The following is a 25,586-nucleotide window of genomic DNA, read 5'->3' as shown; positions in this document are numbered from 1 at the left end:
TTTCGCAAATTCAATTATAACACAAAACACCCATTTTTCATGCCTGTAAACTCTGAAATTTTCAGAATTTACAGGCATTTATTTTATGGAAGTCCCCTATACAAACATTCAGCTTGAAGCAGAAAAGAGCCTGGCAATCTCTGTTGACGCAGACAGCGCTTATGGTGATGCTGTACGCCTCACAAACACGACCGGCGAAAAGACAGATGTCTCTCTGAAATCTCCTGAAGTATCCATTCAGGGCAATATTATCGCTACAAGAAGCAATACTAATATCTCGGCGGACACTGCAACTATTAACGGTAATATAACGTTAAATGATGCTTCCAGTAATTTGAGCCTCTCGAATCATTCAGAAAAGACCGCGAATGCCATTTTGAACGGCGATGTGAGCTCAAAGGGAGGCATCTCTCTATCCAATCAAAATATTATTCAAGAGTCCGGCAACTTTAAATCGGAAAATCTGACTGCAGATAATTCCTCCTTGACTTTTAATACTGTCGAAAAGGGCGGCATTGCTATTCAAAAGCTGAACGGCGATCTGAAGCTCCGTGCCGGCAGCAAGGTTACGGAAACCTACGGCACTGCCTCGGCGGCCTTGAATGCCATTAAGAACGACATCATCTCCACCAACTCCGAAGAGCTGATGAAAGGCTTCACGGGCGGCGAAGCGAGCGACTTGACTGCAGCCTGGGAATACAACCCCGAAAGCGGTTCCGTCACCACGCTCGGCGACGCGAGCGGCCTTTCTCCCACGCTGGTTGCCGCCAAGAAGACGGCTGGTGCTAACCTCGCTCAGTGGCGCTACGAAGTCAATCACGTTTCTGAACGCTTGGGCGAAGTTCGCAATCTCCAGGGCACCGTCGGTACCTGGGCGCGCGTTTATGGCGCTGAAGCGAAGCTTGAGGACTCGGTTTCCACGAAGGTGAAGGCCAACACCATCCAGGTCGGCGCTGACGTTCGCGTCGGCGACAACTGGATCGTGGGCGGCGCGTTCGGCTACACGGATTCGAAGGCGGACTTCTCGAACGGCGACTCTTCGACCGACAGCTTCAATTTCGCGGCCTACGGCACGGCCTTCTTCCCGTGCGGCGGCTACGTCGACCTCATTGCTCGCGTGGGCCGCATGAGCACCGACGTGGATGTTGCGACGGTCACGGATTTCAAGAGCTCCTACGACAACACGACCTTCGGCGTTTCCGCTGAAGTGGGCTATCGCTGGGACATCTCGAAGACCTTCTACCTCACTCCGCAGGCTGAACTCTCCTACGGCCTCGTGAAGGGCGCCGACTACACGGCTGCGAATGAAATCCGCGTTGATCAGGACGACTTCCAGACGTTGGTCGGCCGTCTCGGCTTCCAGGCCGGCATGAATGTCGCTGACGGTGCGGGCACGGTCTACCTCACGGCTTCCGTCAATCACGACTTCCAGGGTGAGAGCGATGCTTACGCCCGCCGCGGCGATTCTGCCGTCCAGAAGCTCTCCGAGGACCTCGGTGGCACGTGGGTTTCCTACGGCTTCGGCGGCCAGATCTATGTGAAGGACAACTGGTCCTTCTACGGATCGCTCACCCGCGCCAATGGGTCCGATTACCAGGAAAACTACCGCTACTCTGTCGGCACCCGCTACTGCTGGTAATTTGAGCTCCGAAGGCCCGAGGGTCTTCAAGCTTTAATCGACTCAGGAATCCCGGAACGCTCCATCATCGGCCGTTCCGGGATTTTTTTGTCCGCTTTGCTCCGGACCGCGCTAGAGTGCTTTTCTGGAATTTTCAAACCGTCTGATCGGGCAGGGCACCCAATGACATTCTCTTTCGACTGGATTCTTGCGGGCTTCGTTTTCGTGCTTGCAAACCTCTACCTCGGCATTCAGCTTGTCCGCCTCATCTGGCCGCTCCGGGCGCTCAAGCTTTCCGCCCGCCTCAGAAAGGAATCCGTTGACGCAGCATCCTGGCTTTCGCTCGCGACCGATGAGTTTGAAGTCCGCTCGGCGATTCCGGTGAAGCTCGTCGTATTCCTCCTCCAGAGAGGAGATCTTCGGGACCCGGCAGAACTCCGCTGCCGGTCGCTCTGGCGGCGCGGCTGGATCTACACCATCCTCACGCTGATCCTCTTTTACGCGCGGCCCTATCTCTTCGGCACGAGCATGGATTCGCTCTCCCTCACGCTCGTCCTCTGTCAGGCGCTCGCGGCCTTCGCCCAGGCGCTCCTCATTCAATCCATCGCGGATTTACGGCGCCTCAAGGTCCTGCAGTACCTCGATCAGAAAGACCGCCGCGCTCGGGGAGAGGAACAAGTGGAACAAAAGGATCAGGCTGCGGACGCATCGAAGGACCATGACGCGTTCAGGTGAGTCTTCGAAGAGTCTCCCCGCTTTCTTCGCTTTCTGCTGAGAAGCCGCATCTCCCTAAGCGGCATGCAATAACAAGAACCGGAAGGAACATGCTTTGCCAGCGGTCTTTACATACGTAAAGGAGGATTATCCCTAATCAAATATTTGCGGTAATAAGGCTAACCTTAACCTCGACACGCAAAGGCAGCCTGCCGAAAGAAGAGGAGGAGAGCGCTGATCGCGCAAAGCCCCGTTTTTATGTGAATCGGCCTGCTGTCTTTTTTCATTCAGCCTTATTCCGAGGAGACCCATAATGGCTGGCAAACTCAAAATTTCATTGGCCTGGCAGATGATGATCGGCCTTGCGCTCGGCGTCATCGTCGGCGCCGTTGTCGACTCCCAATTCGCCCAGACCTATCTGCAGCCACTGGGCACGCTCTTCATCCGCCTGATCCGCATGGTGGTGGTGCCTCTCGTCATCGCCACGATCATTGCGGGCGCCGCCGGCATTTCGGATACCTCGAAGCTCGGCCGCGTTGCCGGCAAGGTCCTTGTCGTCTATGCCGTCACGACGGCCATCGCCGTGGCGATCGGTCTGCTCTTTGCGAACCTCATTCAGCCGGGCCTCGGTCTTGACCTCTCGACCGACGGCCTCGTCGCCAAGGCCGTGAAGGCCCCGAGCCTGACGGATACGCTCCTCAACATCGTTCCGATCAATCCGATGGAAGCGATGGCCAAGGGCTCCATGCTCCAGATCATCTTCTTTGCGGTGATCTTCGGCTTCGGGCTCGCGTCCCTCGGCGAACGCGGCAAGCCCGTCCTCCGCTTCTTTGAAATCGTGGGCGACGTGATGATCCGCGTCACGGGCTACGTCATGATGTACGCCCCGATCGGCGTCTTCGGCCTCATCGCCTTCACGGTTGCGAAGCACGGCCTCGCAGTGCTCCTTCCGCTCTTCTCCCTCATCCTCACGTCCTTCATCGCGACGGTGGTTCTCGTCTTCCTGGTCCTCATCCCGATTGTTGCGATCATCGGCAAGACCAACCCGGTCAAGTTCCTGAAGGGCATCTTCGAGCCCTGGCTCGTCGCCTTCACGACCTGCTCGTCGGCTGCGGCGCTCCCCGCCAACCTCGCCGCTGCACGCAGGCTCGGCGCCACGAAGTCGATCGCTTCCTTCTCGATTCCGCTCGGCAACACCATCAACATGAACGGCACGGCCGTCTACATGGGCGTCTGCGCGATCTTCGCGGCTGAAGTCTTCGGCATTCACCTCACCTTCACCGACCAGCTCACCGTCGTTCTGATGGGCGTTCTCGCCGCCATCGGCACCGCGGGCGTTCCGGGCGCCGGCCTCATCATGACGACCGTCGTCTTCACGCAGGTGGGCATTCCCCTTGAAGCCGTGGCGCTCATCGCCGGCATCGACCGAATCCTCGACATGATCCGCACGTCGATCAACGTCGTGGGCGACGTCGCTTCCGCCGTCGTCGTGACCAGCCTTGAGGGCGACCTCAACACCGAACCCTATCAGGAAGGCGAAGCCTGAGTCTGACTCGGCTGCTTTTCGGGTTCAGTAGATGAACCATTGAAGGAGGCAGTTCCGGTTCCGGCCGGGGCTGCCTTTTTCGAATAAGAAGTCCTTTTCCGGTCGCTTCAGGCATGAGAGCGGAAGAATCAGACAGTTGCGGACCCCTCAGCGGGTCTAAGATTCGATCACAATTCTTCAGAGGCCGTTTTTCATTTTTCCTTTTCATCCATGAGTTCGAGTCCCAGCAGAACCTCCTTGCTCCTACAGACGCTCCGCAGCGTGCGCGAGCTCAGCGTGCGCGACGAGCTCGAACTCGTCGTCCGCCTCGCGGTTCCGGCGGCGCTTGCTCAGGTTTCCTACATCCTGATGCAGTACATCGACGCCTCGATGGTGGGGCACCTCGGCGCCGCGGATTCGGCGGCGGTCGGCCTGGTGAGCACGACGCTCTGGCTTTTCTACGGGATCGGCGGCGCTTCGATCATGGGCTTTTCGGTGCAGACGGCGCACCGCATCGGCGCAGAGGATTTCGACGCCGCCAGAAGCATCGTTCGTCAGGCCTTCACGACCGTCATGACGTTTTCCGCCGTCCTGGCGGCAGCGGGCTTCCTGATCAGCCCCCATCTTCCAGTGTGGCTCGGAGGCGACCCGTCGATCGCTGGAAACGCGTCCGACTACTTCCTCATGATGGCGCTTTTTCTCCCCGCCACGTATTTCGGCTGGCTCGCGGGGGCGCTCCTGAGGGCAACGGGCGACATGAAGACCCCGAGCTATCTCGGGATTCTCATGTGCATCCTCAACTGCTTCTTTAATTTCCTGCTGATCTTCCCGACCTCCACCTACACGTTCCTCGGCATTTCCCTCACGGTCCCCGGAGCGGATCTGGGCATCATCGGCGCAGCCGTCGGTACGGGCATTGCGGAAACCATCGTCGGCGCCATCATGCTCTGGATGCTCGTTGTGCGCTCTCCCTTCCTTTCGCTCGTGGGGCGTTCGGGGAGCTTCATCCCGCAGGCGACAGTGTTGAGGAGAGCCTTTTCAATTGCGTCGCCCGTCGCGGCTGAGCGCATCCTCATGTGCGGCGCGCAGATTCTCTCCACGGCCATCGTGGCGCCTCTCGGCATTGTTTCAATTGCTGCGCATACGCTCGGCATCACTGCGGAGAGCCTCTGCTACATGCCGGGCTACGGCATCGGCGACGCGGCTTCGACCCTGGTCGGCCAGTCCGTCGGCGCAAAGCGCCTTGATCTCGCAAAGCGCATTGCCTACAAGTGCGTCGGCGCCGGCATGGTCGTCATGTCGGTGATGGGAGTCGTCCTTTATTTCGCCGCACCGGTTCTCATGGGCATCATGACGGATGTGCCGGAGGTGATTGAGCTGGGCACCCGGGTGCTTCGCATTGAAGCCTGGGCCGAACCCATGTTCGCTGCGGCCATTGTTTCCTACAGCGCCTTCATCGGCACCGGCGACACGCTCATTCCTGCCGTCATGAATTTGTCGAGCATGTGGGTCGTGCGCCTCACGCTCGCCTGGTTCCTCGCTCCCGTCTACGGCCTCGTCGGCGTCTGGAGCGCGATGTGCGCCGAGCTCATCGTCCGCGGCGGCATCTTCCTCATGCGCCTGAAGAGCGGCGTGTGGCTCAGGAAACTCAAGCAAAACAATTAATCCCGCGGCCGGAATTGAGAGACGGTGCGCATTGCGTCGTTTGTTTGCCGTCTCCCGCCGGTCCGGATTGCCCTGGTTCAAAGCGTCAAGAAAACTGACGGCGGCGCGCCGGTTCATTTTCTCATTGCCGGTAAGAGTGAAGGGTGCGCGGCTTCAGAGCCGCGTTTTGGATGAGTTCCGATTTTGGGAGAGAGGAGCATTGCGCGCCTTCCCGGACACGGTTCAGGTTCCGCCGGTCCGGCTCTCAATATGACAAAAAATGGTAATTTTGTCGACTTGCCGGATTGATCCGGCAGAAGCTCAGTAAAACTCCAATTCCTAGAATGATTTGCCTGAGGATTGTAATGAGAATTGCGCTCCAGTCGGATGAGAGCGCTCATTCGGATTCCTCCTCGAAGAGAGTCAATATAGTTCTCAATGAAAGAAAAGCCCCGCTCACCGGTAAAGGAGAGCAGGGCGAATGCTTTTAGAGAAATAACGATTTCTCAGCCGCTTTTACTTTGACTCTGCGGGCGTGTTGTTCGCGATCAGCATGTCGTCGTCCGTGTAGCCCGCTTCCTTCGCCTGGATGTACCACTGGGGACGCTTGCCGCGGCCCGTCCAGGTTTCGGGGCCGTCAGGGTTGATGAACTTCGGCACGCCGGCATTCTTGACGGGCGACTTGATCGCCTTGCCGTCCTTGCCGAGATGAAGATCAGCAGCGGTAAATTCGAAAACATCGATGAGATGGATGCATTGTTCCTGCGCGCGGGCGCGGATCTGCTGCCATTCCTCTAAGAGCTTCGACTCTTTTTCACGATGGGCATTTACCTGCTCAATGATTTCGTCGGTATTCATTCTGTGGACCTTTGGGAGGGTAGTAGAATGACGAGTATTCTACGCAATTCATCCCGCGCCGGCTATTCCTGCAGTGTTCCTCTCATCAATCCACAACCTGAATAATCGATGGAAAGGATTGAGAGACAAGGTTCTCCGAAAGAAAACCCGATTGATTTGAATGATTTCAACCAGAATGGGCAGAGCTGCTGCAGCAATTCCGTTGTTTGCCCGTATTTTTTCCGGATAAAGGAAATCCCCGCCTGAACGCCTTCGCTCAGACGGGGATCTCAATCGCTTCTGAATTAACTCAATCGATCAGGAATTACTTCTCGAAAGCGGCCTTCAGATCGATCGGCATTGCCTGGTAGCCGGTCGTCGATTCGACGCGCATTTCGACAGCGGGTTCCTTTTCGCCCCAGTTGAACTCCATCATGTAGGGGTTCGGGGCCGACGTGAAGGCGCCGGTCTTGATGTCGAAGGGAGCGCCCGCAGTGGCGGAGTAGACGAAGATCGAATTCTTGTCGGCGTGGTACTCGGTAAGCGACGTCACGGGGCTGAACCAGTCGTGGCCGCGTTCCTCGCCGAAGGTCCAGACCTGCTCGACCGTGCCCGCCTTCTCGTCAACCTTGTAGACGACGGCGCGGGAATACTTCATTTCCGGAAGCGCCGGCTGCTCCATGCCGCGGGCGTCGCCGTTGTCGAAGGCCGTCAGATAAACGACGCCCGGCTTGCTCTTCGCATCAATGCGGAAGGCGGTGTGCTGGGTCCACGTCCAGTCGAAGCCCCCTTCGCAGGTCGCGTCCGTGCAGGCGATGGGCTTGCCCTGATGGTCGACGGGCTTCAGCACCTTGCCGGCAAATTCTCCCTTCCAGCCGCGCGGGGCGCCGAGGATCCACTTCACCTTCTTGTCGCGGCCGATTTTGATGATGGCCGACTGGTGGCGCGACGAGATGATGATCGAATCGTCGGTCGGGTCGTAGTCGACCGAATTCACGTGCGCCCAGTTGCGGCCAATGCCGGTGCCCGCGATGTCGCCGTAGTGGTCGGATTCATTGAGCTTCCTGATGTCTTCCTCGGAGAGGGTTTTGCCCGCCTTCGAGGCATCGATGTTGAGGCAGACCGCGCCCTGGTCGAGCGCCTTGATGACGTCGGAGCGATACGGGTCGAGGATGTCGAAGAGACGGAATTCGTCGACGACGTAGCCGTCATGGTCGACTTCAGCGATCACGTCTCGGACCGTGCGGACGTTCTGGCCGTTGGCGAGCTTGACGTTGGAGGACGCCACGCGCAGGAAGAAGTGACCGTTCTGGGCCGGGTCGAGAGAGTGCGAGAAGTCGTTGTAGGAAATGGGCAGACGACGGTTCCAGATCTCGCGGCCCATGAGGTCGTACTTGACGTAGCGCTGGCCGTAGCCCCAGGTGAAGGCGCCGTCCTTATTCTGGCGGAAGCCCATCATGTCGCCGCCGTAGTAGAGGGAATCAAGCGAATAGATGGGATTCGTGAAGAGATACCAGCGATAGTCGCCCTTCGTGTCGACGATGCCGATCTGCGGGTTGAAGTTCCATTCAAGCGCGCCGCCCATGGGATTGTTCCAGACGGCATGGGAGGCCTTGCCCGCGAGGTCCTGGGCGTTGTTGAGGAGGTAGAGGCGGTCCTTGAACTTCGGATCGACCTTGACCGCACGGACCTTCGGCATGGTCGAGCGTTCATTGACGAGGCCCGAGGCTTCGACGTAGATGGGCGAGCCGTAGATCTTGTAGATGTCGGAGAATTTTTCCGTCTTGCCGTTGAAGAGGCGCGTGTATTCAACCTTGACGGAGTTGAGGTAGTCCGGATAGAGGCCGAAAACAGGAATGCCGCCGTGGGTTAGGAGCATGCGGCGCGAGACGTTGTAGGAAATTTCCTCGCCTTCGGGCTTCGGAAGCACCGTCACGCGGGCGTCGAGAATCTGGTAGCCGCCGTTCCGGATGATGGCTGTGAGCGGAGCGACTTCATAGGGGTTCACGACGATTTCGCCGAGGTGGCCCTGAACTTCATAGGTGGTTTTCGGGCCCGAGGCGCCGCCCATGGCCATGACGGCGGCAGGGATGAGCGCAGCGGCAGCGAGCGATGCTTTGAGAAGGCGGGACATGGATGCTTCCTTTTTCGAATATTGAAATGGTCCGGCACCGGAAGCGTGATGCAAAAATGGCCTCGTGCGGCTAGGATTCCTGCATCAGATCGCGCTTCCGATCGCGTGCTCAGAACTATATGCCCGGGATTTCAGGCCATCCATGGTGACTTTTCTGAGTTTTTGAAGCCTGGAAGCGCAAAATAATCTTTCAGAATCTGAAAAACATGTCAGGTACCGACACCCAGCTTTCGCGCGAACTTCTCGTTTTTCTGACGACGCTCTATGAGCAGCGTCATCTTGGGCGAACCGCCACGCGGCTTTCGATCAGTCTGCCGAAGGCGAGCCGGCTCCTTGCCGAGGCGCGGACGGTTTTCGAGGATCCGCTCTACACGCGCTTCGGGCACGGCCTCGCGCCCACGGCGCGGGCGCACGAGGTGACGGCTCAGGCAAGGCGCGTGCTCGAGGAAATGGCAAAGCTCTTTTCGGCTGAGGCCTTCGATCCCGCAGCGATGAACCGCGTGATCCGCATCTGTTCGCTCGACAATGCGATTCCGATCATGATCGAGCCCGTCCTCGAGCTTTTCATGAAGAAGGCGCCAAAAGCCGGGATTGCCATCCTTCCTCACGACGAACACACGCTTCTCAAGCTCCGCGCCGGAGAAGCGGACCTCGCGATCTTTCCGGCCGTCAATCTCCCGGCAGACTTTGCGAGCGTTCCGCTTCTGAGGACGCCTTACGTCTATGCGGTGAGAGCAGGGCATCCGCTTGAAAGGAAGGTTCAGGACGGCACGCTTTCTATGCAGGACCTTGAGGCCTGCCGCCGGATTCAAATCTGCGTGCATCCGGACACGGACGATCCCATAGAAGGCGTGCCGGGCCCGGCGGAGATCCCGCTCAAGGCCGGACGGACGATGCTCTGGACGGAATACTGGCTCGGGGCTGTGAGGCTCATGCGCCGGTCGGATGCCGTTCTGATTCTGCCGTGGCGGACGGCAAAGGCGTTGGCGGAAGAGAGGCCTCTCACGGTGCTCGCCCGTGCGGAGAGCGTGCCGTGGCTCCAGCCATCACTCATCTGGCACGCCCACACGACGCTGGATACGGGACTCGAATGGGTGAGAAGCCTCTTCATTTCGGCGCTTCGCGGAAGCCTGAAGCCGCTCGAGCCTGATGAGGTCAGGCTCGGGCGCCTTGGCGACGATAGCGCTCCGCACCGGCAATAAGTCTTTCGAGGCGCTCGAGATAAGCATTGCGGTCGACCAGCGGGTGAGGTTCGCCATGGCGATGCGCTCTGATTGCCGGAATCTTCTCCGTCTGACCCGTAGAGAACGGGTGAGCCGTCAGGTCGACATCGATGCCGAGTGCGGGATCCCCCAGTCTCCTCATGCTGCCGATGTAGGCTTCGAGCTGCTTCAGGTCGTCCATCGCGTTGAGGCCCTGGCCTCCGATCGTCACGGCCCGGTGCATTTCGTCTCCGTCCCGGACGTCGTAGAGGTAGGAGCAGGTTCCCCAGGTGTGTCCCGGCGTTTCCAGCACAGTGACGATCGTTTCTCCGAGCGCAATTTTGTCTCCGTCCTTCAGAATGAGATCCGCGGGCGGCATTCTGAAGCCGTTTCTTTCCTTTTCGTGGCCTTTGGCCTCCGCCCAGCCGCGAGCGCTCATGCCGAAGCGTGCATGCGGGAGGAGCTCCCGAAGGCGCCAGGCGCCGCCGACATGGTCGAAATGGCCGTGCGTCATGAGAACGTATTTGATTTCGGATAGGTCGATTCCGACCTCGCGCAGGTTTGAGAGGAGCTTGTCGACAAAAGGCTCGTGGAGCGTGTCGATCAGAATGACGCCATCCTTCGTGCGGATGGCATAGGCGGAAACCCAGCAAATTCCGACGCACCAGACGTTGTCGAAAACTTTGTAGGGAGAAATTTCCTGAATCGACTTGTTGCCGAGCCATCGTCCGAGTTCGGGAGGCATGCGGCGCTCTTCGGCAAAGCGGATGAAGAGTTTTGAGACTTCCTCTGAAGAAAGCAGTTGGCTCGACGGCACGCCGGTGTTCCCATAGGACCTGATTGGGAACATAGAGGCAGCAGGGAAGGCGGCTGCAAAGGCAAGAAGGGAGCGGCGTGTGATGAATGGCATCGTCATATTCATATCGGGATAAAAAGGTTGCGGCATCCCGATATCCTATTGATGCTGAAAACCGGAATAAATAGACTTAAGAACAACAGACTATTTTGAAAACCGGAACAATATGGACAAGATCAAGTCGCTCGAAACCTTTGTGCGCGTTGCCGACCTGAATGGTTTTGCGCGAGCGGCGGAGAGCCTCGGGCTTTCCAGGGCATCCGTCACCCGAACAGTCGCGGAGCTCGAGGAGACGATGCATCTGAGGCTCTTCAACCGCACGACGCGCTCCGTGTCCCTCACTTCGGACGGCGAACGCGTTTTTGAGGAAGCGCGGGAGATTCTGAGGCGCACGGACGAAATGTTTGCATCGCCCGGGAGCTCAGAACTGACTGGCCGTCTCCGGGTGGCGGCAACCACGAGCTTTGCTGAGTTCTTTCTCTGCGGCATTCTGGAGGAATTTGGGGAGAAGCATCCCGGGCTTTCGATAGAGCTCCTCGCATCGGACCGAGTGCTGCCGCTCGTCGAATCGGGCATCGATCTTGCGTTCGAAGTCGCTCCTGAACCGATGCCGGGTACGGCGGCGAGAAGGCTCGGCCTCTGCCGAAGCTGCCTTTTTGCTTCTCAGGATTATCTGAGCCGCCATCCGGCGCCCTCAGAACCCGACGATCTCAGAGCGCACAGGCTTATCGGACTTTTGGGAGAGAATCACTGGATTCTCGCCCGCGGATCGGAAACGCGCCGGATAGCGGTGCATGCGCCGCTCCGCTATTCGGCAGCAGGTCTCATCCGGGATGCAGTGCTTCGCGGAAACGGCATCGCGTGTCTTCCGGACATCGCCGGAGAAGGAGAAGAGGCGGCAGAGAGGCTCGTGCAGATTCTCCCAGAATGGCACCTCCCGACGCGGGATATTTATGCGCTTTTCCCGGCTTTGAAATTCATTCATCGGGGCGCGCATCTCCTCGCCGAGGAAGTGGAATCGCGCATCAATGCGAGAAGCGGCGGGGCCGGCAGCTGAGTCCTGGGCGAAGTACTCGATTGACGAAACAGTTTGTTCCCGATTTCTGAGGTATTACCACAAAGTACTGAGGGCAGGATCGTCCAAGTTCGCTAGTATGGGGGTTAACCATATAGGGGTTACCACGTAAAGAAGACATCGCACTCAGCGATGAAACGGGGAGGACCAACCTCCGCCAACCACTTTAAGCGAAGAGAATCATGCCGAAACAGATCTGGTCAAAGGGCGCCGCAGCGCTCGCCGCCGCCATTATCGGAGCAACAGCCCTGCCGGGCGCGAACGCCGCCGAACTCCTCAACGCATCATACGATGTGGCCCGCGAACTTTTCCAGGATCTCAATCCTCCCTTCATCAGCGCCTGGGACAAGGCGCATCCGGACGACAAGCTCACCATCCGTCAGTCACATGCCGGGAGTTCCAAGCAGGCGCTCGCCATTCTTCAGGGACTGAAGGCCGACGTCGTCACCTTCAATCAGGTGACCGACATCCAGGTTCTCCACGACAAGGAAAAGCTCATTCCGGCCGACTGGCAGGCGAGGCTTCCGAACAATTCCTCTCCCTTCTATTCGACGATGGCCTTCCTCGTGCGGAAGGGAAATCCGAAGCATATCGCCGACTGGTCCGACCTCAATAAGGAGGGCGTGAAGCTTGTCTTCCCGAATCCGAAGACCTCCGGGAATGCCCGCTACACCTATCTGGGCGCCTGGGCGGCTGCTCAGGATGAGTCTAAGGGCTCAAAGGAAGGGACGGAGGAGCTCATGAAGAAGTTCCTCTCGAACGTCGCCGTCTTTGATACGGGCGGACGGGGCGCCACGACCACGTTCGTCGACCGCGGAATCGGCGACGTGCTGATTTCGTTCGAGTCCGAGATCAACAACATCCGCAGCAAGTATGCGGATCAGGGCTTTGAAGTCGTGGTCCCGAAGACCGACATCCTCGCAGAATTCCCGGTCGCGTGGGTCGACAAGGTGGTGAAGCAGAAGGGGACTCAGGATGCGGCGGAAGCCTATCTCAAGTACCTCTACAGCCCCGAAGCGCAGAAAATCATCACGGGCTACTACTACCGCGTGAATGATCAGAAGACCATGGAGGCCCTGAAGGACCGCTTCCCCGCAACGAAGCTCTTCACTGTTGAAGAACGCTTCGGCTCCTGGGCGGCCGTCATGAAGACGCACTTTGCGACGGGCGGTGAATTCGATCGTCTCGTCAGGCTCGGCAGGAAGTAACCATCATGGCGGAGAGGAAGAAGCGCCGGGTGCTTCCCGGCTTCGGGCTGTCGCTCGGGGTGAGCGTCACTTTTGTTTCGCTCATACTGCTCCTCCCCATGAGCGCGCTCGTGCGAGAGCTCTCGCACCTCACGCCTGCGGGTTACTGGGAGATCATCACGAATCCGCAGACGCTTGCCGCTCTGCGGGTAACGCTCCTTTCCGCCTTCTGGGCTTCCGTCTTCAACTGCGTCGCGGGCGTCCTTCTTGCCTGGGTGCTCGCGCGCTACCGCTTCCCCGGGCGCGGGATTCTGGATGCCCTCATCGACCTGCCTTTTGCGCTTCCCACGGCGGTCGCGGGCCTCACGCTCTCGGCACTCTTTGCCGAGGACGGCTGGTACGGCGCCTGGCTCTCAATTTTCGGCATCAAAGTGAGCTACACGTGGCTCGGGATTGTCGTCGCCATGGCCTTCACTTCAATCCCCTTTGTCGTGCGCACGGTTGAGCCGGTGCTCGAGGACCTCGGGAAAACAACGGAGGAGGCCGCGGAGACGCTGGGCGCTACGAAGGGACAGATCTTCCGCCGCGTCATTCTCCCGGAAATTCTTCCCTCGGTTGCCGCCGGGACGACCCTTGCCTTCTGCCGGTCGCTCGGCGAATTCGGCGCCGTCATCTTCATCGCCGGGAACATTGCCTACGAAACGGAAGTGCTCTCGCTCATGGTCTTCATGCGGCTTCAGGAATTCGACTACCCGGCCGCGAGCGCGATTGCGTCGCTCGTTCTCGCGCTCTCGCTTGCGCTCTTCCTTTTCGCCAATTTCCTGCAAAAGCGCCTTGCCAGACGCCTGGGAGCCCCCGCATGACCGCATCCGCAAAACGCGCCTCGAACTTGTCCCGGCGCATTCTCATCGGCGCAGCCGTCCTGATCGCGGTTCTTTTTCTCGTGATCCCGCTCGTCTACATCTTTGCCGAGGCGTTTCAGAAGGGCCTGATGCCGGTGCTCCAAAACTTAAGCGACCCGGAGATGCTTCATGCGATCGGGCTCACCGCCGGCATTGCGCTCATCACCGTTCCGGTCAACCTCGTTTTCGGGATCATGCTGGCCTGGTGCTGCGCGCGGTTCAACTTTCCCGGGAAGCAGTGGCTTCTTGCCGCGACCGACATTCCGTTTGCCGTCTCGCCCGTGGTCGCGGGCCTCGTCTACCTTCTCTGGTACGGCGCGAACGGGCCCCTTGCGCCCTGGCTTGAGGCGTCGGAGATTCAGATTCTCTTCGCCTGGCCCGGCATGGTGCTCGTCACGATCTTCGTCACGTGCCCCTTCGTAGCGCGGGAGCTCATCCCCGTCATGCAGAGCCGCGGCGCGGCGGAGGAAGAGGCCGCGATTCTTCTCGGCGCCTCGGGCTGGCAGATGTTCCGCTACGTGACGCTTCCCAATATTTCCTGGGCGCTTCTTTACGGCGTCCTTCTCACCAATGCCCGCGCCATCGGCGAATTCGGTGCGGTTTCGGTGGTCTCGGGGAGCATCCGCGGCGAAACGATGACGCTCCCGCTTCAGATTGAACTCCTCGAGCAGGACTACAACACCGTCGGCGCCTTTACGGCTGCGGCCGCGCTCTCGCTTCTCGCGGTCTTCACGCTCCTCATCAAGAAGCGCCTTGAAGCCCGCCGCAGAGCCTGAGTTCTCCGGAGCCCGAACTGCAGCGAAGGAAGACCCTTTCATCATGAGCATTCAGATCGACAGCATTCAGAAAACCTTCGGCGGCGCGCCGGTTCTGAAGGACATTTCGCTCACCATTGAAACCGGCGAAATGGCGGCGCTCCTCGGGCCCTCGGGCTCCGGGAAGACGACGCTCCTCAGAATCATTGCAGGACTTGAAACGGAAACTTCCGGCAGGATCGTCTTTGACGGCGCCGACATGACGGACGTCTCAGCGCGCGACCGGCGCGTGGGGTTCGTCTTTCAGAACTACGCGCTCTTCCGGCACATGACGGCCGCGGAAAACATCGCTTTCGGCCTGACGGTGAGAAAGGGCGCGGAGAAGCTCCCCAAAGCCGCCATTGAAGCGCGCGTGCGGGACCTTCTCGCCATGGTGCAGCTCACTGACTTTGCCGGGCGCTACCCCGCACAGCTTTCGGGCGGGCCGCAGCAGCGCGTCGCGCTCGCGAGGGCGCTCGCCACCGAGCCGCGCGTTCTCCTTCTCGACGAGCCTTTCGGAGCGCTCGACGCCCAGGTCCGCGAGGATCTGCGGCAGTGGATCCGGCGCCTGCATGAAAAGCTTCGCTTTACGGGCGTCTTCGTAACGCACGACCAGGAAGAGGCCATGCAGATTGCCGACCGCGTCGTGGTGATGAAGGACGGCCGGATTGAGCAGGCCGACGCCCCGGAAGAAATCTGGACGCGACCCAAAACGCGCTTCGTCCTCAAATTTCTCTGCGACGTGAATGTGCTTGAGGGCCGTATCGAGGACGGAAAGCTTCTTCTCGGCTCGCTCGCATTGCCGCTCTCCGGAGAAAAAGTTGAGCCCGGCCCCGTCGACGTGCTGCTGAGGCCCATCGACGCGCAGATGAAGCGCACCTTCGGTCTCGGGCAGCTCCCGATCGAGGTGCTTGCCTCGCGCCCAAAGGGCGGCGCCGTCCAGGTTCTCGCCCGGCCGGAAGGGTGGTACCCGGATCCCATCAACGCGATTCTCCTTGAGGATGCGCTCCCCACGCGCGGGAACACCTACTACATGAGCCTTGACCGGGCGTACTTCTATCGCGGCAGCGACAGGCTCCCCATTCGAATCGATCATCACGCTTTTTCGTAACAGGCAATCAACAAAATGGCTGGAAAACTCATCGATACCATCGGCATGACGCCGCTCGTGAAGCTCGAGCACCTGGCTCCTCAGAACGGGAGCGAAATCTGGGTGAAGCTCGAGGGCTCAAACCCTGCAGGGTCCGTGAAGGACCGCGCGGCCCGCTCCATGATTGAAGAGGCCGAGAAGAGGGGCGACATCAAGCCCGGCGACGTCCTCGTTGAAGCAACGAGCGGCAATACGGGCATTGCGCTTGCGATGATCGCGGCGCTCAAGGGCTACCGCATGAAGATCATCCTTCCGGAGAATTTGTCGCTCGAGCGCCGCGCGGCCATCAAGGCTTACGGCGCTGAACTCATTCTCGTGAGCAAGGAAAAGGGCATGGAAGGCGCCCGCGATCTTGCAAAGGCAATGCAGAAGCGCGGCGAAGGCTATCTTCTCGACCAGTTCAACAATCCGGACAACCCCCTCGCGCACTTCCGCACGACGGGACCTGAGATCATCGCCTAGACCTGCGGGCGCGTGACGCACTTCGTCTCCGCCATGGGAACGACGGGCACGATCGTGGGCACCGGACGCTACCTCAAAACCATCATCCCTGATCTGCGCGTCATCGGCATGCAGCCTGCGGCCGGGAGCTCCATCCCCGGCATCCGCCGCTGGCCCGAGGCCTATCGTCCCGGAATCTTCGACCCGAAGGTCGTTGACGAAACCGTCGACGTGACTCAGGAGGCCGCTGAATCAACCATGCGGGCGCTCGCTAAGGAAGAGGGCATCTTCTGCGGCGTTTCGTCCGGCGGCGCCGTATCGGGCGCGATCCGGATTGCCGAAAAGAATCCGGGTTCTGTGGTCGTCACGATCATCTGCGACCGGGGCGACAGATATCTCTCCACCGGCGTCTTCGGCGACTGACCTGCTTTCTCGCGACTCAGCGCCTTAGTACAGTCTCTCGTCTCCTAAATCCCTGTCCTGCGGATGCGCACGGCAGGGATTTTTTATGCCTGGAGCAGCCGAATTCAACTGAAATCCATATACAACATATGGATATACGATGCAAACGCGCAAAATCGATAATTTGCCTAATTTTTAGGCAGTTATTCTTGCCGCCACCGAAAAGGACTGCCTAGTTTTTCTTCGCGGTTTTTCCCGGTTCCTGATAAACTGCAATTTGAATTTGTTAGCAATGTAAATTGTATATGCCATCTATGTTTGTAATATAGAAATGGAGCAGAATGAAATGAATGAGAATAAGTTTAAAGAGAATGAAATCATAAAATGGAATGAAATTGAATATAGAGTCATTAAGATATTCGGTAGTATGACATTGCTGATTAAAATGAAAGGGCAATCAGTCCATTTGGTTAGGGCGGCAACATCGAAGCTGAATGAAATGATTGAGAATGGAACTGCAACAATTGAACTGGATCCATTCGCAGATATGGCTTCGCGAAAATGGACGGAGTCTGTTGAGAAAACGGGTAGAGATCTTTATGAGACTATTCTTCCTTTTCTTTCAAACCCCGAGCTCTATTCAGAGAGAGGAATCGAAGACCTCTGCAATGCCGCTGCGGCCGGCGACGTCAAGCAGGCCAGAAGGCTGAAGCTCCTGATCGCCACGTACTGGCGGCGCGGACAGCACGCTAAATCATTGATGCCTATGCTGAAAGGCAACCCGGGACGGGCCACGACGGGGCGCAAGCGCGGTCGCAAAGCGGGTGAGGGTAAAAAGGACGGCGCTGCGCTCACGCCCAGAATTCTCGAACTCATGAATGAATCATGCATTGAGATGCTTGAAAGACATGGTGATATTGTCAATACGAAAGAATTGAAAGTGAAGGAATTCTATTCATTGCTGGTTGATAAAATTAATTCAATAAACAATGAAATAGAAGATAAATCAGAATGGATTGAAATGCCGTCATTCTGGCAATTCTATTACTTTTATAGAACGAGATATGGAACAAAGTCTCAGTATGCAAAAAAGAATGATAGTGAATGAGGCATTTATTAGTGAATGAATTGACAAGTTAAGTATTCATTCATATCATCGTATTTTGAATAATTAAACACGAATGAAAAATTAATGAAAGCTATACAATAAACAAGCAAACAAAAATACAACGTAGAAACTGACTTCGACGAAAGGTGGAGGTGATTGCGCGCTCAAAATTACGCCATATAATTGCAGTTATCGTGCGTAATATGCTGCGGTACCGATATGAGAGGGTTAACCCTCATGTCGGATGCCGGATTCAATGGAAACCGGCGTGAATCCAAAAACAGATAGGAAAAACTCGGCAGATGAAATTTGACGGCCTTTCAGATGCGAAAACGGAGAGCGGTCTCCTGGCAATCGCTCAAAATTCGTCAGGAGGGACGGGCCTTCTGGACGCCCCGGAAGCCGCTTCGCACGAAGTGAACGCGGCGGCGGCCTATCTCGCGGAGCTTCATTCCGAGGCTTCGCGCCGCGCCGTGCGTTCGCGCCTCAACGTGATTGCACGCTGGTTCGGGTTCCCCGATGCCGTGTGCTGCCCCTGGGGGAAGCTCCGCTATGCGCATGCGGTTGCCTTTGTGCATGAGTTTTCAGACAAAAGAGGGCTCTCCGCCACTTCCGTCAATGCCTATCTTTCAGCCCTGAAGGGCGTCGCTGAAACCGCCTGGCGCCTGCGGCAGCTTGATCTCGAAACCTATTCGGAGATCAAGGCCGTGAAGCAGCTGAGAGTCCATCGCGAGCCGCGCGGACGGGCGCTCTCTTTGGAAGAATCGGGAAAGCTTCTCGCCGCAGCCGACGAAGAGGAGCGTCCGAGCGCGGTGCGCGATCAGGCCGTGATTGCGCTTCTTCTCGGGTGCGGTTTGCGCCGGGCGGAAGCAACGACCCTTCGGATGGAACACCTCAATATGGCCGAAGGGAGCCTGCGCGTTCTCGGCAAGGGGAATAAGGAACGCACCGTGTTTCTGACGCCCGCCGTGAGCGCCCGGATTCATGCCTGGCTTGCTGTTCGAGGTCCTTCTCCCGGCTGGCTCTTCGGGCGCTACACAAAGGACGGAAAGCTCATTCTCGATTCGCCGCTGGATCCAGCGTCGATCGGCCGCATTGTTGCCAAAGCGCTCAACGAGTCCGGGATTGAACACATCACGACCCACGACTTGAGGAGAACGTTTGCGACGAGGCTTCTCTCGAAGAACGTCGACATCGTTGCGGTCAAGAACCTTATGGGCCACGCGAATGTCACGACGACCGCCAAATACGACCGGCGGACGGCCGATGCCTTAAAGGAGGCGGTCAATCAGCTCGACCTTTGATTCTCGTTCCCGGGCTCCCATGAAGCGGTCCCAATTGCGCTATGCTTTGGCTCAAATTTGTTCGGCAAGAAACTTTCTGCTTCCTGCCGATTTTCTTTTTCAGGTTTACCAATGATGAATTCCATTTCCCGCCGCAAGGCGGTGGCCGCTGCGCTCTCGCTTTCGATCCTCGCGCTTGCGGGCTGCGGCGAAAAGTCTTCCGATGCCCCGAAGTTGACGGCAGCTGCCGACACGATGGAGAAGTCCGTTCTCGTGGTCGGCATGGAGCTCGCTTACCCTCCCTTTGAAGGGAAGGACGCTGCCGGCAATCCTTCCGGCGTCTCCGTCGACTTCATGAAGGATTTCGGCAAGAAGATCGGCAAGGAAATCCGCATTGAGAATATTTCCTTTGACGGCCTCATCCCGGCCCTCGTGACGGGGAAGGTCGACATGGTGATGTCCTCGATGACGATCACGGCTGAACGTGCGAAGACCGTCGACTTTTCCGCGCCCTACGCCAATGCGCTTCTCGGCATCCTCACCAACAAGGGGAGCAACGTGAAGAGCATTGAGGACTTGAATCAAAAGGGCCGCAAGATTGCAGCCAAGATCGGGTCCACGGGCTACCTCTTTGCGCAGAAGCATCTGACGAATGCGACCGTCACGGCTCTCCCCGACGAAAGCGCCTGCGTGATGGAGGTTTCTACGGGGAAGGTCGACGGCTTCCTCTACGACCAGCTCACGATCTACCGCAACTGGCAGAAGAATCCCGACACCACCAACGCGGTCTTCATTCCCTTCCAGGATGTGGAGCCCTGGGGCGTGGCGGTGAGAAAGGGCGACAAGAATCTTCTGACCGCTCTCAACAGCTTTATTGAAGAGAGCAAGAAGGACGGCGAATTCGACCGCCTGACGGAAAAGCACCTCTCGGCCGAAAAAGCGGCTTTCGACAAGCTCGGCTTCAAGTGGTTCTTTGACTTCACTCCGCTAAAGAAGTAATGCCGGGACTTTTTACCGTTGCTTCCGGCGAGAAGCCCTCGGTCTTGAAGGCTGCGGCGAGCTCCCTGCTTGCCGCAGTCCTGATCGTGGGCTTCTTCTGGGTGTCGCTCTCGCGAATCGACTATCGGCTCGACTTCTCGTTCCTGCCGGATTTCCGCATCCGCATCTGGGACGGGTTTCTGCTGACCGTAGGCGTGAGCCTCGCGAGCATGGTGCTCTCCCTCATCTTCGGCGCACTCTCCGCAGCAGCGAGCCAGTCGCGGTACCTGCCGATCCGGTATTTCTCATCGGCTTATGTGATCTTCATCCGCGGCACGCCCCTCATCATGCAGATCTACCTTTTCTTCTATCTGGTAGGGACGGCATGGGGCGTCGACGACCGCTTCTGGGCGGGCGTCATCATTCTGTCGGTCTTTCAGGGCGCCTATATTTCTGAAATCCTGCGCGGGAGCTACCTGTCGCTTGACCCGGCGCAGCTCGAATCCGCCCGGGCCGTGGGCTTTACGCGGGCGCAGACGATGCGATTCGTCATCATCCCGCAGATGACGGCGAGAACGCTGCCGGCCCTTGCCGGCCAGTTCGCCTCCGTCATCAAGGATTCGTCGCTTCTCTCGATGATTTCCGTGGTGGAGCTCACGCAGGCGATGCGGGAAATCAGCGCTACCAATCTGAAGCTCGTCGAAAGCTATCTCTTCCTCGGCATCCTTTATCTCATTCTGACGATTCCTGTCGCCTATGCGAGCAGGGTTCTCGAAAAGCGCTTCTCCTATGCGGCTTGATCTTGAGCACCTCACCAAGCGGTTCGATGCCGCGGCGCCCGTTCTGAACGACATTACGTTTTCGACTGAAACGCGGTCTCTTGCCGTGATCGGATCATCGGGCTGCGGAAAGTCCACGTTTCTGAGAATTCTGGGCGGCCTGATCCTTCCGAGCTCGGGAGACATTCGTCTGGAAGGGACTCCGATCCCACAGACGGAGGCTGAGCTTCTCCAATTCCGCCGGCGCCTCGGGTTTGTATTTCAGCAGGGAAATCTCTTCCGACACATGACGGTGCTCGAGAACATCACGCTGCCGCTTGTTGAAGTGCACGGCTGGGAGCGGGAGGCGGCGAAGGCGAGGGGACTTGAACTCCTCGAACGGTTTGGTCTTGCGGATCATGCCGGGAAGCTCCCTGCGGAACTCTCGGGCGGTCAGCAGCAGCGCGCCGCCATTGCGCGCGCCGTGGCGCCGAAGCCCAAACTTCTGCTTCTCGACGAACCCACGAGCGCGCTCGATCCGGAGTACACGGCCGAGGTGCTCGACGTTGTGGCGGAACTTCAGGAAGAGGGCATTGAATTCGTGATCGTCACGCATGAAATGGGATTTGCGCGGAAGGCCTGCGAAAAGACGGCATTTATTCATGCCGGAAAGATTCTGGAGTGCCGGGCGAGTGCGGAGTTGTTCCAGGCGCCTCAGGCGCCGGAGCTAAGACACTTCCTCGGGCGGATACTTGAGTGGAATGCGTGAGAAGATAAGACCCTGAAGTGCTTGCCGGCATTAGGCCGGCAATGAGCATCTCAAAGAAATTCAGCTGAAATGAAGATCAAAAAAATGGGAACCCGGCAGAGTCGTGCGGGTTCCCATTTTCATGCGCTGATATTCGGGATCAGTCAGTCGCTGTGTGGCTCAACTGATCAGAACGACCAGCGGGCGCCAATATTGACGCGCTAGGGTTCTTCAACATCGGCGCCGCTGTTGCGCTGCACGTATCCGTACAAATAGGTGCTCGGCGTGACAAAGACGCTGGCGCCGACACCATACTCAACCCACGTGTCGCCGAAATCGTCTTTGTAGGTTTCAGAACCGCGGGTAAAGGACATTTCGCCTAAGAACTCGTGCATGGCAGACGCATAGACGTAGACGGTCCCGCGCTTTTCAGGCAGGGTGTAGCCGCTGCGCAGGCCAAGACGACCGGTCAATGTTTCCGAAGAATCAAGATAGGAGCGTATGGAGCGGTTGTCGCTGCTGACAGTATCAAAAGTCTCGTCGTTCAGGTAACCGTAAGACATTTCGATCTGCGGTTCGACAAAAAAGCTCGCCGGCAATTCGAAGCGATGGCCTGCTTCTGCAGAAATCGAAAATGCCGTGTTGTCGTAATCAGCCTTGGTACCCGAAACTTTCGTCTCATTTTCAATGCGGGAAATCTTGCCGATCAAATCGATAAACGCGCCCGATTCAGAAAACCATGAACCGTATACGCCCAGGCTGTAAATCTTGCTGTCGCCGTCGCCCGCCGCATAGTCGAAGTCGCTCTGGCTATATGAGAAAGCTGCACCGATAAACGCGTCAACTTCCAGCGTTTTTCTACTCCCTACCCAGAGGCAGCTTAAAAACAGCAACGATTGCCTGAAATAACCACGAAAATGACTTGCGCTTCGTGCGCTTTTTCTTTACAATCGAGAGTATTACGATACTCTCGAAAGAAGTCAGCAAATGTTCTTCAAGTACACCGTCCCTGTTCCTGCTGCCGTCGGCAAAATCAGTCGTCAAAAGACCAAGAGCGGTACGTACATTCTCTACGTCATCAGTCGTCAATATGACCCGGCAAAGAAGCACACCGTCCCCGTGCGTGCAATGATCGGCAAGGTCTCGGATGAAGAAGGTGTTAGAGGACACTATCTACTGACCCACTTTTGGACGGATAAAGTGACCCTCACTGTCGAATCGGGCGCTTTTTCTTGACCCGAGCAAAGTTGACCCGGTGCCGTGGCAGTTCCTCTGAGTCGCAAGAGGACTGGATCTTCCTCTGGGACAGGCGTTTGCCGTTTCTGACAGGCACCGCCAATGCTCTAAAAATGACAGAGCTCAGAGCTTGCTACAAATGTAGCGCTACAGATGGTTTTTCCTCCCTGCGGAGGCTCCTTTTCAAAGTGCCCAGCGCAGTTAATGGAGGAACCCGCGGCCGAAGGCCGCGAGGCGGAGCCATATTAAATGCGCTGGGCACTTCGGCGGCCGTGAGCCGGCGGCAGCCAACGCTGCGCGTTGGAATTAAACCTTCTTCCCTGACATCTTAGGAATCGCCTTCTGCTTCAGCACCAGGATTACCTGTCGCAACGTATCGACTGCGGCCTGGAGTCCGGAAACCTCAAGCTCTGCTTTTTGCAGCATCAAGCGTTCTTTCCCGAGTTCTGTTGCAACACGACTGAGCTCAGCCTTCGTTTCCTCCAGCTCCTTGCTCAGTGCTTGATTCCGGTACTCCAAATATTCACGCTCACGTTCTGCTTTCAGCCTGGCTTCTTTGAGTGCCTGTTCTTCAGCCAGCTGATCCTCGGCGGTCTGACAGAGCCTGTCTATCTCCCGGCGGGTTTCCTCCCATGCTGATTCGGCGCACTCATTTTGCCTGGTCAGTCTTTTAGCAATGATCGGGCTCACAGCATTCCACACTGCACCCGACACAGCTTCAGACTCCTCCATCGAAAGGTCGGCTGTAACCGGCATTGATGCTGCAGCCATCTTTGCCTGCTTCCATTCCTTTACCGCCTCGGCGATTGTCGAATACGAGCCTTTGCCGATCTGAGCTCTTATTGCTCGCAGACTTGGAAATTCGAGTCCGCGGGTGACGGCGTCGTCAAGGATAGACTTAACTTTATTCTTGATTTCTATGGACATTTGAAGATGAATTGTAGCGCTACAAATGTAGCGTTATTCTCAGTTTCCTCAGACCATGCCGTCCGGCAGGCCTCTGGCGGCACTTGCCGTCGACGGCATGGTCATCGGCTTTCGCCTGTCAGGGTTTAGAGATTCCCTTCGTCGTCCTCTTCACTATCCCAGCCATCCTTCATCTTGCGTTTTTCGAAACACTCCAGGCGGTAGCTCTTTCCCATAATCTTGATAAACCAGCAATCCTTGATCAGACGATCCAAAGCGGCGGCAATGCAGACTTCATCGCCGCCCAGCATCGATCCCATCTCTCCGAGCTTGCGGTTGGAGGTAATCACGGTGCTTACCCCCTTCTGAGTCCGCTCCTGCACCAGAGTGTAGAAAAGAGGCGCATACGCAGGATCCGGTTTTGTCGGGTATCCGAATTCATCGATGATCAGAACCCGGACCTGATTCAGCAGCTTCATCCGTCTCTCGAGCTCGCCATTGACGTTCCACCTTGCCAACTTTGCCAGCAGGTCATTTGCCTGGATGAATAAAGTCCGATAGCCTTTTGCTACGGCCAGCTTTCCAAGGCTCACGGCCAGATGTGTTTTTCCAACACCTGACGGCCCTCGAATGAGCATGCTTTCTCCTGCCTCGATCCACTGACAACGCGCCGCTTCCTTAATTCGTTGCGCTGCCAGAGGATTGATTCTCGAAAAATCAAAGTTCTCGATGCTGGGATTGCTCGGAAGGCTGGCCATCTTTTCCAGCATTTCCATTTTTGAGTTCTGCCTGCGCCTGGCTGCCGTCGTAAAAACCTTGCTGACGGTCTCCAGGGGAGAGAGCTGCGCATCCGTGGCTTCATCGATAAGCTTCCCGATGTCGGGCAAGAGTCGACTGCACTTGAGCTGCCTGAGCGCATCCATCAACTCTGGAGATGCTGCCGGCTGCTCCGGGATGCCAAGCCCAAATTTCTGATTCATATTTTTCTCCTGACGATATTTAGTCTGTTGCTTCATCGAATTGACTTAGAAGACTTTTCCTGCTTCCTTTCTTTGAAATATCAGCATGAAAGGCTGATCTTGAAGTGGGCGGCGGCTGATCCATCTTGAATTCGTGTAGGTTCTCTGGCGGAATATCTGTCATTCGAATGACGTTCCCAGCCGCGTTCGTTACCAACACCTCTCCGTTGAGTCGAACTGCAACGTACACCGTCTGTCCGCCGCGGTAATTGGGGCCCAGATGGACGGCGGTTCCGTACACATAAACGATGCCCTCATCAGTCGTACGGGCAGGCCAGCACGTAACGTCAAAGCACGTCTTCAATGCCTCCGGGAAACGAAGAAGAGCTCGTTCTTTGGCGTAAAGGTCCCTGGTCGTAGCCTTTCCGTACTGCACCGTATCCCACACGCGCATGTCGGCCGTGTGCTCAATCCACTCATCGAGCTTTTTCTGCAGGGCAGTCCGATCCGGAATCGTTTCCGAATCAATTCCGCAGTCGACAAGACCGTTTTCCTGCAGATAGCGCCCGTAACGCTCAATTCGGCCTTTGGTTGCCGCCCTCCGGGGCCTGCAGGCTCTGGGCAGGATCCCCAGCGGCTTGCAAAGCCATTCGAACGACGGGTTGAATCGGACATGCTCCTTGCCATGTGAAATGACGAGAGACTTGTCGTTATCGCACAGGATTTCCAGAGGAATCCCGTTCTTTTGGAGGCAGTCGCAGATGCTGATCATCCACGATGCCTGCGTCATGTCCGGACATACGCGCACATAGGACTTCCGCGACCACGCATATGTGGCCTCAAAGATATAAACGGTTTCCTCTTCTGCCTGACCGGCAAAACGAAACTTCGCCTCCACGAAGTCGATCTGCAGCTGCTGCCCAGGCTTGACGAAAAAGGGATTGACTTCTTCATCACGCGCCCGCTTGATGAGCTCAGGATGGCGGCTTGCATAGAAGCGGCGGATGGATCGATCGGATACTTTAAAACCATTAGGAAGCCCGTAGGCCTCAGGAGTAGCCTGGACACGTCTGCGGATGACAGCACTGTTGCCGCGCGCCTGAAGATAAAGATTTGCGAGGGAGGCATC

23 protein-coding genes and 1 pseudogene are annotated in these 25,586 nt (G+C 57.3%); 17 read left to right on the top strand and 7 right to left on the bottom strand.

Annotation, left to right across the window (positions count from 1 at the left end; translation table 11 throughout):
• Window positions 1-85 precede the first annotated feature (85 nt).
• The 4 genes from GBM95_RS05810 (at window position 86) to GBM95_RS05795 (ending at window position 5,522) form a co-directional block, all read left to right on the top strand.
• On the top strand, window positions 86-1,639 hold the full coding sequence (locus tag GBM95_RS05810; protein ID WP_152158230.1) for an autotransporter outer membrane beta-barrel domain-containing protein: 1,554 nt from the start codon (window positions 86-88) through the stop codon (window positions 1,637-1,639).
• Window positions 1,640-1,801: 162 nt separating this feature from the next.
• A complete protein-coding gene (locus GBM95_RS05805) occupies window positions 1,802-2,353 on the top strand; it encodes a hypothetical protein (protein ID WP_152158229.1) in 552 nt (183 codons plus the stop codon).
• 292 nt (window positions 2,354-2,645) lie between these two features.
• Window positions 2,646-3,878, top strand: a complete 1,233-nt coding sequence (locus tag GBM95_RS05800) for a dicarboxylate/amino acid:cation symporter (RefSeq protein WP_152158228.1) — start codon at window positions 2,646-2,648, stop codon at window positions 3,876-3,878.
• A 237-nt stretch (window positions 3,879-4,115) separates the two neighbouring features.
• Window positions 4,116-5,522 carry an MATE family efflux transporter gene (locus tag GBM95_RS05795; protein ID WP_226963176.1) on the top strand — a complete coding sequence of 469 codons (1,407 nt, stop codon included), beginning with the start codon at window positions 4,116-4,118 and terminating at the stop codon, window positions 5,520-5,522.
• Between the two features lie 495 nt (window positions 5,523-6,017).
• Here the strand turns inward: GBM95_RS05795 and GBM95_RS05790 are convergent, their stop codons facing one another.
• Together GBM95_RS05790 and GBM95_RS05785 are read right to left on the bottom strand one after the other, a co-directional pair.
• Window positions 6,018-6,359 (bottom strand): H-NS histone family protein, encoded by a 342-nt coding sequence (locus GBM95_RS05790; protein ID WP_152158226.1) that lies wholly within the window; start codon window positions 6,357-6,359, stop codon window positions 6,018-6,020.
• 304 nt (window positions 6,360-6,663) lie between these two features.
• A complete protein-coding gene (locus GBM95_RS05785; protein WP_152158225.1) occupies window positions 6,664-8,472 on the bottom strand; it encodes an aryl-sulfate sulfotransferase in 1,809 nt (602 codons plus the stop codon).
• 206 nt (window positions 8,473-8,678) lie between these two features.
• On the opposite strand from GBM95_RS05785, the gene GBM95_RS05780 reads away from it, so the two are divergent.
• Entirely contained in the window at window positions 8,679-9,674 is a 996-nt protein-coding gene (locus GBM95_RS05780) for a LysR substrate-binding domain-containing protein (protein WP_152158224.1), read from the top strand.
• Here GBM95_RS05780 and GBM95_RS05775 read toward each other — a convergent pair.
• Window positions 9,628-10,584, bottom strand: a complete 957-nt coding sequence (locus tag GBM95_RS05775; protein WP_193222595.1) for an MBL fold metallo-hydrolase — start codon at window positions 10,582-10,584, stop codon at window positions 9,628-9,630. The genes GBM95_RS05780 and GBM95_RS05775 overlap by 47 nt on opposite strands.
• Window positions 10,585-10,696: 112 nt before the next feature.
• On the opposite strand from GBM95_RS05775, the gene GBM95_RS05770 reads away from it, so the two are divergent.
• The 11 genes and pseudogenes from GBM95_RS05770 (at window position 10,697) to GBM95_RS05720 (ending at window position 21,377) form a co-directional block, all read left to right on the top strand.
• On the top strand, window positions 10,697-11,587 hold the full coding sequence (locus tag GBM95_RS05770) for a LysR family transcriptional regulator (protein ID WP_152158222.1): 891 nt from the start codon (window positions 10,697-10,699) through the stop codon (window positions 11,585-11,587).
• A 200-nt stretch (window positions 11,588-11,787) separates the two neighbouring features.
• Window positions 11,788-12,813 carry a thiosulfate ABC transporter substrate-binding protein CysP gene (gene cysP, locus GBM95_RS05765; RefSeq protein WP_152158221.1) on the top strand — a complete coding sequence of 342 codons (1,026 nt, stop codon included), beginning with the start codon at window positions 11,788-11,790 and terminating at the stop codon, window positions 12,811-12,813.
• A gap of 5 nt (window positions 12,814-12,818) precedes the next feature.
• On the top strand, window positions 12,819-13,655 hold the full coding sequence (gene cysT / locus GBM95_RS05760) for a sulfate/thiosulfate ABC transporter permease CysT (protein WP_152158220.1): 837 nt from the start codon (window positions 12,819-12,821) through the stop codon (window positions 13,653-13,655).
• Window positions 13,652-14,470: a sulfate/thiosulfate ABC transporter permease CysW gene (gene cysW, locus GBM95_RS05755; protein WP_152158219.1), complete on the top strand. Its 819-nt coding sequence runs from the start codon at window positions 13,652-13,654 to the stop codon at window positions 14,468-14,470. The genes cysT and cysW overlap by 4 nt, the downstream gene beginning before the upstream one ends.
• A 43-nt stretch (window positions 14,471-14,513) precedes the next feature.
• Complete coding sequence (gene cysA, locus GBM95_RS05750; RefSeq protein ID WP_152158218.1) at window positions 14,514-15,599, top strand: sulfate ABC transporter ATP-binding protein; 1,086 nt, start codon at window positions 14,514-14,516, stop codon at window positions 15,597-15,599.
• Window positions 15,600-15,614: 15 nt separating this feature from the next.
• Window positions 15,615-16,502: pseudogene (gene cysM, locus GBM95_RS05745) on the top strand (cysteine synthase CysM).
• Between the two features lie 325 nt (window positions 16,503-16,827).
• Window positions 16,828-17,589, top strand: a complete 762-nt coding sequence (locus GBM95_RS05740) for a hypothetical protein (protein ID WP_152158217.1) — start codon at window positions 16,828-16,830, stop codon at window positions 17,587-17,589.
• A 302-nt stretch (window positions 17,590-17,891) separates the two neighbouring features.
• Window positions 17,892-18,893 (top strand): tyrosine-type recombinase/integrase, encoded by a 1,002-nt coding sequence (locus GBM95_RS05735; RefSeq protein WP_152158216.1) that lies wholly within the window; start codon window positions 17,892-17,894, stop codon window positions 18,891-18,893.
• Between the two features lie 111 nt (window positions 18,894-19,004).
• Window positions 19,005-19,871, top strand: a complete 867-nt coding sequence (locus GBM95_RS05730; protein ID WP_152158215.1) for a transporter substrate-binding domain-containing protein — start codon at window positions 19,005-19,007, stop codon at window positions 19,869-19,871.
• Entirely contained in the window at window positions 19,871-20,650 is a 780-nt protein-coding gene (locus tag GBM95_RS05725) for an amino acid ABC transporter permease (RefSeq protein ID WP_152158214.1), read from the top strand. The genes GBM95_RS05730 and GBM95_RS05725 overlap by 1 nt, the downstream gene beginning before the upstream one ends.
• Complete coding sequence (locus tag GBM95_RS05720) at window positions 20,640-21,377, top strand: amino acid ABC transporter ATP-binding protein (RefSeq protein WP_152158213.1); 738 nt, start codon at window positions 20,640-20,642, stop codon at window positions 21,375-21,377. Before GBM95_RS05725 ends, GBM95_RS05720 begins: the two co-directional genes overlap by 11 nt.
• A 200-nt stretch (window positions 21,378-21,577) precedes the next feature.
• Here GBM95_RS05720 and GBM95_RS05715 read toward each other — a convergent pair whose 3' ends face one another.
• Entirely contained in the window at window positions 21,578-22,249 is a 672-nt protein-coding gene (locus GBM95_RS05715; RefSeq protein ID WP_152158212.1) for an autotransporter outer membrane beta-barrel domain-containing protein, read from the bottom strand.
• A gap of 94 nt (window positions 22,250-22,343) precedes the next feature.
• On the opposite strand from GBM95_RS05715, the gene GBM95_RS05710 reads away from it, so the two are divergent.
• The gene (locus tag GBM95_RS05710; protein WP_152158211.1) at window positions 22,344-22,592 is read left to right on the top strand and encodes a hypothetical protein; all 249 of its coding nucleotides are present in this window, start codon (window positions 22,344-22,346) and stop codon (window positions 22,590-22,592) included.
• Between the two features lie 306 nt (window positions 22,593-22,898).
• Here the strand turns inward: GBM95_RS05710 and GBM95_RS05705 are convergent, their stop codons facing one another.
• The 3 genes from GBM95_RS05705 to GBM95_RS05695 all read right to left on the bottom strand — a co-directional run.
• A complete protein-coding gene (locus GBM95_RS05705) occupies window positions 22,899-23,519 on the bottom strand; it encodes a DNA-binding protein (protein ID WP_152158210.1) in 621 nt (206 codons plus the stop codon).
• Window positions 23,520-23,644: 125 nt separating this feature from the next.
• On the bottom strand, window positions 23,645-24,514 hold the full coding sequence (gene zapE, locus GBM95_RS05700) for an AFG1/ZapE family ATPase (protein ID WP_152158209.1): 870 nt from the start codon (window positions 24,512-24,514) through the stop codon (window positions 23,645-23,647).
• Window positions 24,498-25,586: DDE-type integrase/transposase/recombinase (locus GBM95_RS05695; RefSeq protein ID WP_152158208.1), on the bottom strand; the 1,089-nt coding region annotated here is incomplete at its 5' end. The genes zapE and GBM95_RS05695, both read right to left, overlap by 17 nt.

This window comes from Sutterella seckii, assembly GCF_009183815.1.
GTDB classification, from domain to species: domain Bacteria; phylum Pseudomonadota; class Gammaproteobacteria; order Burkholderiales; family Burkholderiaceae_F; genus Sutterella; species Sutterella seckii.
This window is presented reverse-complemented; position numbering and strand designations above follow the sequence as displayed.